Annotated in this window: 19 protein-coding genes; 9 read left to right on the top strand and 10 right to left on the bottom strand. The window is 63.1% G+C overall.

All coding sequences use genetic code 11. The features are described from left to right. Window positions 1-46: 46 nt before the first annotated feature. Genes ACODR6_RS16320 through ACODR6_RS16300 form a run of 5 tightly spaced genes read left to right on the top strand, consistent with a single transcriptional unit; the run spans window position 47 to window position 2293 of the window. Complete coding sequence (locus ACODR6_RS16320) at window positions 47-337, top strand: nucleotidyltransferase family protein (RefSeq protein WP_112719466.1); 291 nt, start codon at window positions 47-49, stop codon at window positions 335-337. Continuing rightward, a complete protein-coding gene (locus ACODR6_RS16315; protein WP_489023006.1) occupies window positions 334-696 on the top strand; it encodes a HepT-like ribonuclease domain-containing protein in 363 nt (120 codons plus the stop codon). The genes ACODR6_RS16320 and ACODR6_RS16315 overlap by 4 nt, the downstream gene beginning before the upstream one ends. Window positions 697-699: 3 nt before the next feature. Next, the gene (locus tag ACODR6_RS16310) at window positions 700-1200 is read left to right on the top strand and encodes an ureidoglycolate lyase (RefSeq protein WP_489023005.1); all 501 of its coding nucleotides are present in this window, start codon (window positions 700-702) and stop codon (window positions 1198-1200) included. Then, window positions 1197-1553 carry a hydroxyisourate hydrolase gene (uraH, locus tag ACODR6_RS16305; protein WP_489023003.1) on the top strand — a complete coding sequence of 119 codons (357 nt, stop codon included), beginning with the start codon at window positions 1197-1199 and terminating at the stop codon, window positions 1551-1553. The genes ACODR6_RS16310 and uraH overlap by 4 nt, the downstream gene beginning before the upstream one ends. Window positions 1554-1555: 2 nt before the next feature. Then, on the top strand, window positions 1556-2293 hold the full coding sequence (locus tag ACODR6_RS16300) for a metallophosphoesterase family protein (protein ID WP_489023002.1): 738 nt from the start codon (window positions 1556-1558) through the stop codon (window positions 2291-2293). A 1-nt stretch (window position 2294) separates the two neighbouring features. Here the strand turns inward: ACODR6_RS16300 and ACODR6_RS16295 are convergent, their stop codons facing one another. The 4 genes from ACODR6_RS16295 to ACODR6_RS16280 all read right to left on the bottom strand — a co-directional run bounded on the left by ACODR6_RS16295 (window position 2295) and on the right by ACODR6_RS16280 (window position 4543). Then, entirely contained in the window at window positions 2295-2705 is a 411-nt protein-coding gene (locus tag ACODR6_RS16295) for a type II toxin-antitoxin system HicB family antitoxin (RefSeq protein ID WP_489023000.1), read from the bottom strand. Beyond that, entirely contained in the window at window positions 2702-2890 is a 189-nt protein-coding gene (locus ACODR6_RS16290) for a type II toxin-antitoxin system HicA family toxin (RefSeq protein ID WP_489022998.1), read from the bottom strand. The genes ACODR6_RS16295 and ACODR6_RS16290 overlap by 4 nt, the downstream gene beginning before the upstream one ends. 42 nt (window positions 2891-2932) lie before the next feature. Next, the gene (locus ACODR6_RS16285; protein WP_489022997.1) at window positions 2933-4075 is read right to left on the bottom strand and encodes an alpha-hydroxy acid oxidase; all 1143 of its coding nucleotides are present in this window, start codon (window positions 4073-4075) and stop codon (window positions 2933-2935) included. 93 nt (window positions 4076-4168) lie between these two features. Next, the gene (locus ACODR6_RS16280) at window positions 4169-4543 is read right to left on the bottom strand and encodes a winged helix-turn-helix transcriptional regulator (RefSeq protein ID WP_489022996.1); all 375 of its coding nucleotides are present in this window, start codon (window positions 4541-4543) and stop codon (window positions 4169-4171) included. 86 nt (window positions 4544-4629) lie between these two features. Here ACODR6_RS16280 and ACODR6_RS16275 point away from each other — a divergent pair, with 86 nt between their 5' ends. Next, on the top strand, window positions 4630-5433 hold the full coding sequence (locus ACODR6_RS16275; RefSeq protein ID WP_489022994.1) for an SDR family oxidoreductase: 804 nt from the start codon (window positions 4630-4632) through the stop codon (window positions 5431-5433). A gap of 32 nt (window positions 5434-5465) precedes the next feature. On the opposite strand, the gene ACODR6_RS16270 is transcribed toward ACODR6_RS16275, so the two are convergent. Genes ACODR6_RS16270 through puuD form a run of 3 tightly spaced genes read right to left on the bottom strand, consistent with a single transcriptional unit; the run spans window position 5466 to window position 8944 of the window. Then, entirely contained in the window at window positions 5466-6368 is a 903-nt protein-coding gene (locus ACODR6_RS16270) for an adenylate/guanylate cyclase domain-containing protein (RefSeq protein ID WP_489022992.1), read from the bottom strand. A 27-nt stretch (window positions 6369-6395) separates the two neighbouring features. Then, window positions 6396-7703: a guanine deaminase gene (gene guaD / locus ACODR6_RS16265; RefSeq protein WP_489022991.1), complete on the bottom strand. Its 1308-nt coding sequence runs from the start codon at window positions 7701-7703 to the stop codon at window positions 6396-6398. Then, complete coding sequence (puuD, locus tag ACODR6_RS16260) at window positions 7700-8944, bottom strand: urate hydroxylase PuuD (protein ID WP_489022989.1); 1245 nt, start codon at window positions 8942-8944, stop codon at window positions 7700-7702. The genes guaD and puuD overlap by 4 nt, the downstream gene beginning before the upstream one ends. 125 nt (window positions 8945-9069) lie before the next feature. On the opposite strand from puuD, the gene ACODR6_RS16255 reads away from it, so the two are divergent. Both ACODR6_RS16255 and ACODR6_RS16250 read left to right on the top strand, forming a co-directional pair. Further along, on the top strand, window positions 9070-9768 hold the full coding sequence (locus tag ACODR6_RS16255) for a Type 1 glutamine amidotransferase-like domain-containing protein (RefSeq protein ID WP_489022987.1): 699 nt from the start codon (window positions 9070-9072) through the stop codon (window positions 9766-9768). An 86-nt stretch (window positions 9769-9854) separates the two neighbouring features. Then, window positions 9855-10187, top strand: a complete 333-nt coding sequence (locus ACODR6_RS16250; protein WP_112719453.1) for a hypothetical protein — start codon at window positions 9855-9857, stop codon at window positions 10185-10187. Here the strand turns inward: ACODR6_RS16250 and ACODR6_RS16245 are convergent. Further along, entirely contained in the window at window positions 10181-11086 is a 906-nt protein-coding gene (locus ACODR6_RS16245) for a LysR substrate-binding domain-containing protein (RefSeq protein WP_148194727.1), read from the bottom strand. The two genes, ACODR6_RS16250 and ACODR6_RS16245, sit on opposite strands and share 7 nt — an antisense overlap. A gap of 103 nt (window positions 11087-11189) precedes the next feature. Here ACODR6_RS16245 and ACODR6_RS16240 point away from each other — a divergent pair, with 103 nt between their 5' ends. Beyond that, the gene (locus ACODR6_RS16240; protein WP_246777461.1) at window positions 11190-11393 is read left to right on the top strand and encodes a hypothetical protein; all 204 of its coding nucleotides are present in this window, start codon (window positions 11190-11192) and stop codon (window positions 11391-11393) included. Here ACODR6_RS16240 and xdhC read toward each other — a convergent pair. Together xdhC and xdhB are read right to left on the bottom strand one after the other, a co-directional pair. Continuing rightward, complete coding sequence (gene xdhC / locus ACODR6_RS16235) at window positions 11372-12178, bottom strand: xanthine dehydrogenase accessory protein XdhC (protein WP_489022984.1); 807 nt, start codon at window positions 12176-12178, stop codon at window positions 11372-11374. The genes ACODR6_RS16240 and xdhC overlap by 22 nt on opposite strands. A gap of 247 nt (window positions 12179-12425) precedes the next feature. Further along, window positions 12426-14765: a xanthine dehydrogenase molybdopterin binding subunit gene (gene xdhB, locus ACODR6_RS16230; protein ID WP_489022982.1), complete on the bottom strand. Its 2340-nt coding sequence runs from the start codon at window positions 14763-14765 to the stop codon at window positions 12426-12428. Window positions 14766-14771: the final 6 nt, after the last annotated feature.

The following is a 14771-nucleotide window of genomic DNA, read 5'->3' as shown; positions in this document are numbered from 1 at the left end:
TCATCCTTTCGGCTCGCCTATAGTCTGCCACGCAGGAGATTTCGCGATGAAGCCATCGGAAGTGCTGGAGAAGAACAGGCAGGCGATCCGCGACGCGACGAAGCGTTTCAACGCGGCCAACCCGCGTGTCTTCGGCTCGGTGGCCCGCGGCGAAGACCGGGCCGATAGTGATCTCGACATTCTCGTCGATGCGCTGCCGGGAACGACGCTGTTCGATCTCGGCGGGCTGCTGGAGGAGTTGCAGGATATGCTCGGGGTCAAGGTGGATTTGGTGACCCCCGGCGGGCTGCCCGACAAGATCAAGGCGCGCGTTCTCTCGGAAGCGTCCGCCATATGAGCAATGAGCGGCTTCTCGAGCATATCGATCGCATGCAGGCTGCCGCGCAGACGGCGTTTGATCTGACCGAAGGGATGAGCGAGGCGCAGTTCCTCGGGGACATCAGAACACAGCTTGCCGTGACGATGTCGCTGGTCCTTGTCGGCGAGGCAGCAGCACGGATATCGGCGATCGAACCCGGATTTCCGCAAAGCCATCCTGAAATTCCGTGGACGCGGATCAAGGGCATGCGGAACCTGATCGTCCATGACTACTACAAGGCGGAACTGCCAGTGATCTGGCAGACCGCAAGAACGGCCTTGCCCGACCTCGTGACCCAACTTGAAAACATTCGCCACTGGCGGATCCAAGGCGAATGACAGATGCCTGAATTCCTCGATATCCACCCCCTCACCAAAGCCGCCTTCGCGCCCTTCGGCGATGTGATCGAAACCCATCCGGAAACGATGCGCTACATCAATGGCGGCACGACGGAGCGGTTCCACGCACTCGCCTCCGCGGAAGCTGCGGGCGAGGGCGCCCGCGTGATCATCAATCTCTTCCGCGGCCAGCCGCGTGCCTTTCCCTACGAGGTCGGGATGATGGAGCGACATCCTTTCGGCAGCCAGAGTTTCTCGCCGGTCTCCGGCCGGCCGTTTCTCGTCGTCGTTTCCGAGGATGAGGGCGGCAAGCCCGGGCGGCCGCGGGTTTTCCTGGCGCGTGGCGATCAGGGTGTGAATTACCGCCGCAACGTCTGGCATCATCCGCTGATGTCGCTCGGCGAGCCCTGCACCTTCCTCGTCGTCGATCGCGACGGGATCGAAAACAATCTGGAAGAATTCTTCTTCGACACGCCCTTCGTCATCAGAGAGCCAGCCCTATGACCGGACTGACCACCCATGTCCTCGACACTGCCCTCGGCAAACCAGCTGAGGGATTGCGCATCGACCTCTATGCAGTCGATGGCGATCTGCGCAAACATATCAAGACCGTCGAGACCAATGCGGACGGCCGCGTCGATGGCGGGCCGATCCTGATCGGCGATGCCTTCAAGGCTGGTACCTATGAGCTGCTCTTCCATGCCGGCGATTACCTGCGCGCTGCAGGCACGGCGCTGCCGCATCCGGCCTTTCTCGATCTTGTGCCGATCCGTTTCGGCATAGCAGACACGACGGCGCACTATCACGTGCCGCTGCTGATCTCGCCCTACGGCTATTCCACCTATCGCGGGAGCTGAAGATGCGGTTTGCGGCGATCGCCGATATCCACGGCAATGCGCTGGCGCTGGAGGCGGTACTTGCCGACATCGCGGCACAGGGCGTCACCGACATCGTCAATCTCGGCGACTGCTTCAGTGGGCCACTTGAGGCGGGCAAGACCGCGGACCGTCTGCTCGCGCTGAACCTGCCGACGGTGTGCGGCAACCACGACCGCTACCTGACCGAGTTTTCACCCGAGCATATGCAGACGTCCGACGAGGCGGCGTTCCATGACCTCGCCCCGTATCATCTCGACTGGCTGCGCACGCTGCCCGCCGAGCTTGTCTATCGCGGCGAGGTCTACCTCTGCCACGCGACGCCCGGAAACGACAATCTCTACTGGACGGAGACCGTCGCCGCCGATGGCAGTGTTTCCCTGAAGGCACAGGCCGAGATCGAAGCGCTCGCCGAAGGCATCACGCAGCCGCTGATCCTCTGCGGCCATACGCATCTGCCGCGGATCATCGCGCTCTCCGGCGGCCGCCTGCTCGTCAACCCCGGCAGCGTCGGCTGCCCGGCTTATGACGACGATCAACCCTATTTCCACAAGGTCGAGAACGGCCATCCGATGGCAAGCTACGCCATTCTCGAAAAGAGCGCAGATCGCTGGACCGCCCATTTCCGCACTGTCGCCTATGACCATATGGCGATGTCGGAGCTCGCAAAAGCAAACGGCCGCCCGGAATGGGCGTCCGGATTGGCGAGAGGGCGGCTGTAGTTCAGGCCGCGTTGCTGCGTTCGATTTCGTGCTGGGCGGCGCGGGCGAGAAAGCCGGAGCGGGAAATCCCCTGTTCGGCGGCAAAGGCGTCGATACGCTGCAGCACATCCTCCGGCAGCGTGACGTTGATCCGGACGGCTTTCGGCGAGGGATGGCGAACGGCGATCAGGATGGCGACGCCGTCACGGTTCGTGCTGTCCTTCATGATCGCTTCCAGAGAGGACGCCACCGGCAACGCGTCGCCGTCCTCGATCATTCCTTCGACGTGAAAAGCCAAGGCTTCCTCGGCCATCTGTCGGGCCTCGTCCAGAGACAAACCCGCCGTAATCACGCCGGGAAAGTCGGGGAAGGAGACGCCGAAATCGCTGCCGGCTTCCTTGTGGATCAATCCGATATAATTTTGCGTGCTCATTTCAGCCTCAGTCCGGATTGCTTCTCGATGCTGCGAAGCGTGCCAAGCGGGATGTCACGCTTCGGATGAGGAACGGTTACACGGCCCGGAATTGCCGGATGCTTCAGCTGCACATGGCTGCCGCGCTGGGCAACCACCGTCCAACCAGCCCGCTTCAATGCTGCGAGAACATCAGCGCTCTTCATAGAAACCGAATTATACACACTTATGTGTATTCTTCAATTCACTCAGTCTCGCCCCGCGATGATCGAGCCATCCACATCCCGGATATCCCGCTTGCCGCAGAGCGCCATGGTCATGTCCATCTCCTTGCGAATGATCTCCAGGGCCAGTGTGACGCCTTCCTTGCCCATGGCGCCGAGGCCGTAGAGGAAGGGGCGGCCGATATAGGTGCCTTTGGCGCCGAGGGCGATGGCCTTCAGCACGTCCTGGCCGGAGCGGATGCCGCCGTCGAGGTGGATCTCTATCCTGTCGCCGACGGCGTCGGCGATGGCCGGGAGCATGCTGATCGAGGAGGGGGTGCCGTCAAGCTGGCGGCCGCCGTGGTTGGAGACGATGATGGCGTCGGCGCCGGTCTCGGCGGCGAGCCTCGCGTCCTCGACATCGTTGATGCCCTTGATGATCAGCGGTCCGCCCCATTTTTCCTTGATCCAGGCGACATCGGCCCAGGAGAGCCTGGGGTCGAACTGCTCATGCGTCCAGATGGAGATCGAGGAGAGATCGGTGACGTTTTTGGCGTGGCCGATGATGTTGCCGAAGGTGCGGCGCTTGGTCTGCAGCATGTCCAGGCACCAGAGCGGGCGCGTCGCCATCTGCCAGATATGCTTGGGCGTGAATTTCGGCGGGGCGGAGAGGCCGTTGCGCAGGTCCTTGTGGCGCTGGCCGAGGATCTGCAGGTCGGCGGTCAGCACCAGGGCCGAGCATTTCGCCGCCTTGGCGCGGTTGATCAGGTCGAGGACGAAGTCCTTGTCCTTCATCACATAGAGCTGGAACCAGAAGGGCTTCGTCGTCACCGAAGCGACATCCTCGATCGAGCATATGCTCATGGTCGAGAGCGTGAAGGGCACGCCGAATTCTTCCGCTGCGCGCGCTGCCAGCATCTCGCCATCGGCGTGCTGCATGCCGGTCATGCCTGTTGGCGCCAGCGCCACCGGCATCGAGACCTTCTGGCCGATCATTTCGGTTTCCAGTGAGCGGTTGGTCATGTCGACGAGGACGCGCTGGCGGAGCTTGATCTTCGCGAAGTCGCTCTCGTTTGCCTGATAGGTGCTCTCTGTCCAGGCGCCGGAGTCCGCATAGTCGAAGAACATCTTCGGGACGCGGCGGCGGGCAAGCGTCTTCAGGTCGGCGATGGTGAGCGGCTTGGACATGAGATCGGCATCCTCCGGAAGGGTATCGAAGACGTATCACACTGCCCGGACATCGCCAGAAAAATCATGTGCTTAAAGAGGCGGAAATCCACTCTATGCGGTCGGTTTCGCCGCTGCCCATTTCAGCAATGCGTCGAGCGCCGGGCAGAGCGACTGGCCCCAGTCGGTGAGGCAATATTCCACCTTCGGCGGCACCTGATGGTGGACGATGCGCCTGACGATGCCGTCGGCTTCCATCTGGCGCAGCTGCTGGATCAGCATCTTCTGCGAGATGGCCGGGATCGCGCGTTCCAGATCGGAGAAGCGCAGCACATTGCCGCCGAAGAGATGGAAGAGGATGACGAGCTTCCAGCGTCCTTCGAGCATGCGCAGCACATTCTCGACGCCCTCGGCGGCGGTCGATGGCGTCAGGTCGTCGGTGGGCTTACTTTGAGGTAAGTACCCTACTTTTTCGTGCGTACTTGTCATGTCGAAAGCCTATCGCCATCTTGCCGGCCAAGCAACGCGATTGTTTTGGACGGCGGCGCCCCGTCCTCCAACACAAGAGGACAGACATGACCATAGCGCATACATTTCCGATCATTCGCGAGGAATTCTCGGGCAAGCGCGTGCTGGTGACAGGCGGCACGAAGGGCGCGGGTGCGGCGATCCTGCGCCGGTTCGCAGCGGCAGGGGCGGTGACGATCACCGGCGCCCGCTCGGAGCCGGCAGAGGGGAGCACTGCCAGGCTCTTCGTTGCTGCCGATCTTTCGACATCAGAGGGTGTCGGTAAGCTGGCGCAGGCAGCGATCGACACATTCGGGGGCGTGGATATCCTCGTCCACACGCTCGGAGGATCCGGAGCACCCGGCGGCGGCTTTGCGGCGCTGAGCGAGGAACATTGGCAGAATGAGCTGAACCTCAATCTGATGCCGGCGGTGCGGCTCGACAGGCTGCTCGTGCCGGGGATGATCGAGCGCCGCGCCGGCACGGTGATCCACGTCTCGTCCATCCAGCGGCGGCTGCCGCTGCATGATGCGACGATCGCCTATGCGGCGGCCAAGGCGGCGCTCAGCAATTACAGCAAGGCGCTGTCGAAGGAGCTCGGGCCGAAGGGCGTACGGGTGACGGCGGTGGCGCCGGGCTGGATCATGACCGAGGCCTCCGACCGGCTGGTGTCGCGGATCTCGGAGGCCAATGACATCGATGCCGAGGCTGCCAAGCAGAGCATCATGAATGCGCTCGGCGGCATTCCGATCGGCCGGCCGGCCTTTCCGGAGGAGGTGGCGGAGCTTGTCGCCTTCCTGGCATCCGACCGGGCGGCGGCCATCCATGGCGCCGAGTTCACGATCGACGGCGGCACGGTGCCGACGGTCTGACGCTCCAGCAGGGCGGCGGCCTCAGTCGCCGCTCAGCTTCGCATCACCCAGCGGATCGCGCCGATGACGGCGAAGGCCATCAGCGGCCAGATCGCCCAGAAGGTGCCGTGCCAGGAGAGCAGGTTGATGGCGATAAGCCCGAGGCCAATGATAGCGAGGCCAGCGAGCTGCGGGTCGACGCGGTTCTGCAGACGGGCGATCAGCATGGCTGAAACGAAGGCGAGGCCGAGGATCGGCCACGCGGCCCAGAGGTTACCCTCCCAGGTCAGCGCGTTGATGACGGCGAACACGACGGCGGCGATGGCGAAGATGCCGAGCAGCTTGCGGACCCGGGAGAGCGAAGCGGTCGGCCGCTCGTCGGTACGGGTGTTTGATATGGCTGCTGCTACAGGCGGAGCAGCCTGCGGCTGGCTTTCGCCAATGCGGATCGCGTAGCTCGGGATCGCCTCCGAGACATTTTTGACGGTCAGCGGTCCGAGGAAGTCGAAGCCGACGGGGATCTTGTTTCGGACCTGGTCGTAAACCGTGTTGGAGATGACGATGCCGCCGGCTGGCGCCGAGGATTGCAGGCGGGCGGCGATGTTGACGCCGTCGCCGTAGATATCGGAGCCATCGGCGATGACGTCGCCGAGATTGATACCGATGCGGAACAGCATCTGCGCGCTTGCCGGTTTGGCGTCGTTGAAGGCTGCGAGTTCGGTCTGGACGTCGACGGCGGCGCGCACCGCCTCGACGACGCTCGGGAACTCGGCAATCAGGCCGTCGCCCCAGGTGTTGACGACGCGGCCGCCATGGGCGGTGATCAGGCCGGACATGGCGTCGCGGTAGCGCTTCAGCGTTGCCAGCGTGCCTTCCTCGTCGAGGCCCATCAGCCGCGTATAGTCCTGCACATCGGCAGAGAAGATGGTCGTCAACTTGCGCTGCGTCTCGCTCATGCTTCCCCCGATTTCGCAGGCGCTATGTCAGAGCGCCGCCTTCATCGCGTTGCCCGCGACATATGTCTCCACGATCGACCGGTCGTCGCCCATCGTCTGCAGCAGGAAGAGCTCTTCCGCCAAGGTTTTGACCACATCCATCTTCAGTGCCATGGCCGGCGTTGCCGCGGCGTTGAGGACGACGATGTCGGCGTCGGTGCCGGTTTCCAGCGTGCCGATATTGTCTGCGAGAGACAGGGCTTCGGCATTGCCCAATGTCATATGGTAATAGCTGTCCAGCGGATTCAAGCGCTCGCCGAGAAGTTGCTGGATCTTGTAGGCCTCGTCCATCGTGCGCAGCATCGAATAGCTGGAGCCGCCGCCGATATCGGTGGCGACGCCGATCCTGACCGGCTTCTCGCGGCGCGACAGCGCCTTCAGCGGGAAGAGGCCGGATCCGAGGAAGAGGTTCGATGTCGGGCAGTGGACGGCGATCGATCCGGCTTCGCTCATCGCATCCGCCTCGCGATCCGACAGATGGATGCAGTGGCCGAAGAGCGTCTTCTTTCCGAGCAGGCCGTAGCGGGCGTAGATATCGGTGTAATCGACCGCTTCCGGGTAGAGCTCGCAGGTATAGCGGATCTCGTCGTGGTTCTCGGAGAGATGCGTCTGGATATGCAGGTCCGGGAATTCGCGGGCGAGCGTTGCTGCCGCTTCCATCTGGGCGGGCGTCGAGGTGATGGCGAAGCGGGGGGTGATGGCGACGTGGTTGCGGCCCTTGCCGTGCCATTCGGCGATGACGGCGCGGGTCTCATCATAGCCCATCTCGGGCGTATCGAGCAGCCCCTGCGGGGCGTTGCGGTCCATCATCACCTTGCCGCCGACCATGCACATGCCGCGCTTCATGGCTTCGGCGAAATAGGCGTCGGCGGAGGTCTTGTGCACCGAGCAATAGGCGACGGCGGTCGTCGTGCCATGGCGGATCAGCTCGTCGTAGAAATGCGTGGCGATCTTCTGCGCATGGGCGCTCTCGACGAAGCGGCACTCTTCCGGGAAGGTGTAGGTGTTCAGCCATTCCAGCAGGTTGGCGGCATAGGAGGCGATCACCTGCATCTGCGGGAAATGCAGATGGGTGTCGATGAAACCGGGCATGATCAGATGCGGACGATGGTCGATCTCTTCCGTGCCTTCCGGCGCGCTTGCCTTCACGTCGGCATAGCTGCCGCTGGCCGCGATCTTGCCGCCGTCGAGCAGCAGGGCGCCGTCGGTCTTGTAGAGATAGCTGTCGGTATCCGTCAGGCTTTGCGGGGCGCGCTTGAACGAGAGCAGGCGCCCGCGCAGAAGTTTCACTGTCATTGCTGTTTGCCTTCGACTGCGCTTTCATACCAGGCGACGAGCAGCTTGCGCTCATCGAGCGTGATGTCGGTCACGTTGCCCGGGGGCATCGCATGGCTGCGTCCTGCCTGTATATAGATTTCGCGGGCGTGGGCGGCAATTTCCGCGTCGTTTTCGAGGATGACGTTCTTCGGCGGGCGCGCCAGGCCCTCATAGACGGGCTCTGCCGCATGGCACATCGAACAGCGCGTGCCGACCAGCTGCTTGACGGCGGGGAAATGCGCGTCGCCGGCAAATTGCTGGAAGGCAGGGGCGACGGCCGCCGCATCGGCATCCTTCTCGCCGGTCAGCACCTTCGGCACGGTCGACAGCCACATGATCAGGATGAAGAGGATGACGGTGGCGATCCAGGTCCAGGTCGGGCGGCCCTTGCGGGCATGCGTGGTGTTGAACCAGTGGCGGATGGTGACGCCCATCAGGAAGACGAGGGCGGCGATCACCCAGTTGAAGGCGGTGCCGAAGGCGAGTGGATAGTGGTTCGACAGCATGAAGAAGATGACGGGCAGCGTCAGGTAGTTGTTGTGCAACGAGCGCTGCTTGGCGATCTGCCCGTATTTCGGATCGGGCGTGCGCCCGGCGATCAGGTCGGCGACGACGATCTTCTGGTTGGGGATGATGATCATGAAGACGTTGGCGGACATGATCGTCGCGGTGAAGGCGCCGAGATGCAGGAAGGCGGCGCGGCCGGTGAAGACCTGCGTATAGCCCCAGGCCATGAACACCAGCACGGCATAGAGCACGACCATCAGGCCCCAGGTGTTTTTCCCGAGCGGCGACTTGCAGAGCAGGTCATAGACCAGCCAGCCGCCGGCAAGCGACGCCAGCGAAATCAGGATCGCCGTCGGCGGGCCGATATCGAGCACATGGCGGTCGATGAGGAAGAGATCGGCGCCCCCGTAATAGACGATGCAGAGCATCAGGAAGCCGGAGAGCCAGGTGAAATAGCTCTCGTATTTGAACCAGGTCAGATGCTCCGGCATCTGCGCCGGGGCCACCAGATATTTCTGGATGTGATAGAAGCCGCCGCCATGGACCTGCCATTCCTCGCCATAGGCGCCGACGGGCAGATGCGGCCGCTTCACGAGGCCGAGATCGAGCGCGATGAAATAGAAGGACGAGCCGATCCAGGCAATCGCGGTGACGACGTGGAACCAGCGCGCCGCAAAGGCCAGCCATTCCCACGCTATGGCATATTCGTACATTCGGTTCCCCTGTCTTCTCGACTCGTCACATTGCAGAATGTTGGTGCATGAGGGAAGGGGGAAGTTCGCTTCCCATCGGGCGGCGAATGGCCGATAGTTCGGGCACCAGGAGAGGGAGAACAACGATGATCCTTGCGCTCTACAGCGATCAGGTGATTGCCGAGAATGCGCCGATGGACCGGCGGCTGGCCGAGATCGTGCGCCAGCGCGGCGAGCACATCGGCTATATCTCGTCCGGTCCCGATCCCGACCGCAGCTTCTTCAAGGAGAAGGCCGCCTATTATGCCGAGCACGGCCTGACGCTCGATCCCTTCATCGATCTCGACGCGGTGGTGCCTGAAGATCTCGAACGTCTGTTCTCCTGCAACGCCATCCACCTCTCCGGCGGCCATACCGGCCACTTTCTGCAGCGGCTGCACAATGCCAACGTCTTCGAACGTCTGCGGTCGTGGGCGCTCGACGACGGCATCCTGATCGGCACCAGCGCCGGGGCGATTCTGATGACGCCGACGATCGCCGTCGATGCCTTCTTCCTGGGACAGCAGCCTTCCGACATCATCGATGGCGAGGCGCTCGATCTCGTGCCCTTCGAGTATTTTCCGCATCTGAACGAGGACGAAAGCTTTCTTCCCAAGCTGCTGCGCTACAGCGAGACGATCAGCCACCCGGTCGTCGCCTGCCGGGACGGTGAGGGGCTGATCGTTCACAGCGACGGCGTTGAGATCTTCGGCAAGCCGCTGATGATCTTTCAGGGATCCGCCGATGTCATCAGCCTGGAAAGGCTCGATGCTTTGATGGTGGCCGCACGCCGTCTTGAAATGTGACGGCTTCGTTACACCTTAATTCGAGGGCTGCCGTGATGCTGTGAGATGCGCGTTGCGGCGGGGCATGCATCGATGGAGATGTGCCCATGCGAAGCATATTGGCATGCGTAATGATTGCCTTTGCCTCCGGTGCTCTGGCGCATGATGCGCCTTCCGGATGGTCTTATGATCCATTCTGTTGCAATGGCGACAGCCAGACCGGCGATTGCCAGATGATCCCGTCAAAGAGCGTCACGGTGACGCCGAACGGTTACCGGGTGACGCTGGTGCCGGGCGACCACCGGCTCGTCACCCGCTACCACGTTTTCCTGCTGCCGCTGACCAAGGCGATGCATTCCGGCGACGGCGATTATCACCTCTGCCTGTTTCCGAACGAGGATACGCCGCGCTGCTTCTATGCGCCCGAAATGGGCTATTGAGCCGGCAGCTTGCTGCCGTGCATCTCGGTCATGATCCAGTTCCGGAAGGCCTTGATCTTCGGGACGTTGCGGCGGTTTTCCGGGTAGGCCAGCCAATAGCCGCGGCCATCGCTGCATTGCAGCTCGAAGGGGCGGATCAGCTTGCCGCTGGCAAGCTCGTCCGGGTAGAAATCCGGCGTCAGGATGGCGACACCCTGGCCGGCGACGGCGGCTGAGGCTTCATAGGCCTGGGCGCCGTAGAAGCTCGTTGCCCGTGTCTTCAGGTTCGATGTCGGAACGCCCGCCGCTTCCAGCCACTGGTGCCACCAGGGGTCGGTGGTGTCGAAGATCCTGAGCTTCAGGAGATCGGCCGGTTCGTGGACGCCGCCGATGGTTTCGGCGAGGGCCGGGCTCAGCATCGGCGTGAAATAGACATCCATCAGCTTCTCGGCGCGCAGGCCCGGCCATTCGCCGGTGCCCGAGCGGATGCCGATGTCGAAGGCCTCGCGGCCGAGATCGACCAGCGTATCGGAGGTGTTGATGCGCACCGCGACATTCGGATGGTCGAGCTGGAAGAGGCCGACGCGGCGCGCCAGCCATTGCGAGGCGAAGGTGGCGAGACAGGTGATCTGCAGTGTCACTTCGGTTTCGCCGCGCGCTTCAGCCATCGCGAGCTGCAGCATCTCGAAGGCCTCGGTGACCTGAGGCGCCAGCCTTTCGGCTGTCTCCGTCAGACTGATCTGCCGCGGGCGGCGCAGGAACAGCGGCTCGCCGACATTCTCTTCCAGCAGCTTCACCTGATAGCTGACGGCCGTCTGGGTCATGCCGAGCTCCTCGCCGGCCTTGGTGAAACTGCCATGCCGGGCAACGGCCTCGAAGACGCGCAGCGCATTCAGCGGGAACTGTTTTGACAGCTTCATGGATAAGCTCTCTTTATGCATGGAGATGATCGTTCGATTGGAATTGCAGCATTTTCAGGCGCAGACTGCAAGTCATACCATCAACTGAATGAAGGTGACTGTCATGAAGGACTCAACGATCGAACGCAGTGAGCTGCACAATGAGCTGCCGGCGCGCGCACTTGTCTCCCGTTTCCGGGCATGGGTCTACCGCACGTTCGTGTATTCCTCGCGGCTCGACGTCGACACCATGCCCGACCGGGTCAGGCGCGATCTCGGGTTCCTGGATGGCCGGGAACCGCGCGATTATTTCGAGCGCTGGCCATAAGCAGCCAGCGCCGTGAGGATTTCGGCTGATGTCATGGCGGCGATCACCTCCGGGCGCTTGTCGCGCACGGCAGAGCCGCCGATCGGCAGGGTGAGGCGGGCGAGTGACGCCTTCTCCCCGCCCTCGCGCGAAAGCCAGCTTGAGAAGGTGGCGCGCTTGGTCGCCGAGCCGATCATGCCGGTATAGGCAAGGTCGGTTCTCGCCAGCGCTTCGCGGGCAATCAGGAAATCGAGGGCGTGGTCGTGGGTCAGGATGGCGATCGCGGAGCCCGAGGGGATTTCCGCGATCAGGGCTTCCGGCATCGCCGTCAGTTTCGTCGCGGTTTCGGCAGGCAGGTTTGCCAGCTCTTCCTGGCGGGTCTCGATGACGGTGACCGCAAGCGGCAGCGGGGCGAGGGCCACGGCGAGGGCGCGGCCGACATGGCCGGCGCCGAAGAGATAGACGGCGGGGCGGTGTTCGGCTTCGCCGATATGCCTTGCTTCAAGTTCGTTCAGAACGTCATCCGTCACCTTGCGGAACCGCAATTGCGTGCGGCCGCCGCAGCATTGGCCGATTTCGGGGCCGAGCGGGATGTCCATCGTCTCGGTGCCGCTATTTTCCAGCAGGTTGCGGGCGTTCTCGATCGCCAGATATTCGAACTGACCGCCGCCGATCGTGCCCCAGATGGCGGTGGAGGAGACCAGCATGAAGGTGCCGGTTTCGCGCGGGGTGGAGCCCTGGGTGCCGGTGATTTCGATGAGGATGGTGGTGGGGTGGGTGGTGAGGAAGGTGTGGAAGTCGGTCATTGGTTGACCGATAGGTTTGTGGGTGGGTTACCCCCCTCTGTCCTGCCGGACTGCCGGGGGCGAGCCACTCGTCTCGCCCCGCTCTTCGAGCCCCCCACAAGGGGGGAGAATGGCAAGAAGCACGGGTTTCCCCAAACAATGGATGTCAGAGTATTGCTGTGGCGCGAGCGGATGCGCCCAGCCGATCTCCCCGCTTGTGGGGGAGATGCCCGGCAGGGCAGAGGGGGGTAAGCCACAGCCACCACCCTCACACCAGCTTCATCCGCTCGACCGCCATCAACACCCGCTCCGGCGTCGCAGGCGCATCGAGCCGCGGGCAGACCTTGTAATCCGCCACACTCGCCACCGCCATCGACAGCGCCTCAAGCACCGAGATCGCCAGCATGAAGGGCGGTTCGCCGACAGCTTTCGAGCGGCCTATCGTGGCTTCCTTGTTTTCCGACCATTCGGCCAGCTTGACGTTGAAGACCTCCGGTCGGTCGGAGGCGAGCGGGATCTTGTAGGTGGAGGGCGCGTGGGTGCGCAGCCGCCCCTTGTCGTCCCACCAGAGCTCTTCCGTCGTCAGCCAGCCCATGCCCTGCACGAAGGCGCCTTCGACCTGGCCGATATCGATTGCCGGGTTCAGCGAGCGGCCGACATCGTGGAGGATGTCGGTGCGGTCGATCAGGTATTCGCCGGTCAGCGTATCGATCGTCACTTCGGTGCAGGAAGCGCCATAGGCGAAATAGTAAAAGGGTGTGCCGCGGCCGGCGGCGCGGTCCCAGTGGATTTTCGGGGTCTTGTAGAAACCGGCGGCCGAAAGCTGGACGCGGGCGAAATAGGCCTGCTTGACGAAATCCGGAAAGGGGATCTCGGTCTCGCCGACGCGCACCCGGTTCGGCAGGAAGATGACGTCGGCGGGATCGACGCTCCATTTTTCGGCGGCAAAGGCGACGAGGCGTTCCTTCAGCTGCCGGGCGGCGTCATAGGCGGCCATGCCGTTGAGGTCGGAGCCGGAGGAGGCGGCCGTCGCCGAGGTGTTCGGCACCTTGCCCGTCGTCGTCGCGGTGATCTTCACGCGGTCGATATCGACCTGGAAGCTGTCGGCCAGAACCTGCGCCACCTTGGTATAGAGGCCCTGGCCCATCTCGGTGCCGCCATGGTTCAGGTGGATCGAGCCGTCCTGATAGATATGGACGAGAGCGCCTGCCTGGTTGAAGGCGGTCATGGTGAAGGAGATGCCGAATTTCACCGGCGTCAGCGCGATGCCCTTGCGGATGTAGCGGCTGTCGCGGTTGAAGCTGATGATGGCGTTGCGGCGGGCCTGATAGTCGGCGCTGTCTTCAAGCTCGCCGACGATGCGCTCGAGAATGCTGTCTTCGACTTCCTGATGATAGGGCGTCAGCGTGCGGCCGGAGCCGGGCTGGCCGTAGAAGTTCAGCTTGCGGATTTCGAGCGGATCCTTGCCGGTGGCATAGGCGATCTCCTCGATGAAGCGCTCGGCGCCGAGCATGCCCTGCGGGCCGCCGAAACCGCGGAAAGCGGTGTTGGAGACGGTGTGGGTCTTCAGCGGCTTCGATTGCAGATGCACATGCGGATAGAAATAGCTGGAATCGGCGTGGAAGAGGGCGCGGTCGGTGACCGGGCCGGAGAGATCGGAGGAGAAGCCGCAGCGCGCCGCATAGGTGGCGTCGACGGCATGGATGCGGCCTTCGTCGTCGAAGCCGAGTTCGTAATCGACGAGGAAATCGTGGCGCTTGCCTGTGGCCGTCATGTCCTCGTCGCGGTCCGGGCGGAATTTGACGGCGCGCTTCAGCTTCTTGGCGGCGATGGCGGCGAGAGCTGCAAACTGGTTGCCCTGCGTTTCCTTGCCGCCGAAGCCGCCGCCCATGCGGCGCACGTTCACGGTGACGGCGTTGGAGGGGATGTTGAGCACATGGCCGACGATGTGCTGGATCTCGCTCGGATGCTGCGTCGAGGACCAGACGGTGACCTCGTCGTCCTCGCCGGGGATCGCCATGGCGATATGGCCTTCGAGATAGAAATGCTCCTGGCCGCCGATGCGCATCTGGCCGCGCAGCCGGTGCGGGGCATTGTCCATCTCGGCCTTCGCCTCGCCGCGCTTCAGCGTCATCGGCGTGATGACCAGCGGGCTGCCATTCTCCAGCGCGCCGTCGATATCGCTCCAGTGCGGCAGGTCGCGATATTCGATCTTCGCCTTGCGGGCGGCATGCCGCGCGGCCTCGCGGGTTTCGGCGATGACGGCGAAGATCGGCTGGCCGTGGAACTCGACCTTGGTTTCGGCAAGCAGCGGCTCGTCATGGCTGCCGTTCGAGGAGACGTCGTTGATGCCGGGCACGTCCTTGCCGGTGAAGACGAGGATGACGCCGGGATGACGGCGGACTTCGGAGAGATCCATGCTGAGGATATCGGCGTGCGCCCGCTCCGAGGTGCCGAGAGCGCCGTGCAACAGGCCCGCGGGTTCGGGAATATCGTCGATATAATCGGCGCTTCCGGTGACATGCTTATGCGCTGAATCATGTTTCAGCGCGCCGTGCATCGGGCCGGAGATCATCGCTTTCGGGTTTTCGAAGGTGGATTTATCCATGATGGG

It is taken from the genome of Rhizobium sp. FG96, assembly GCF_057808655.1.
Note: the sequence above shows the minus strand (reverse complement) of the source record. Positions and strands in the feature narration are given on the sequence as shown.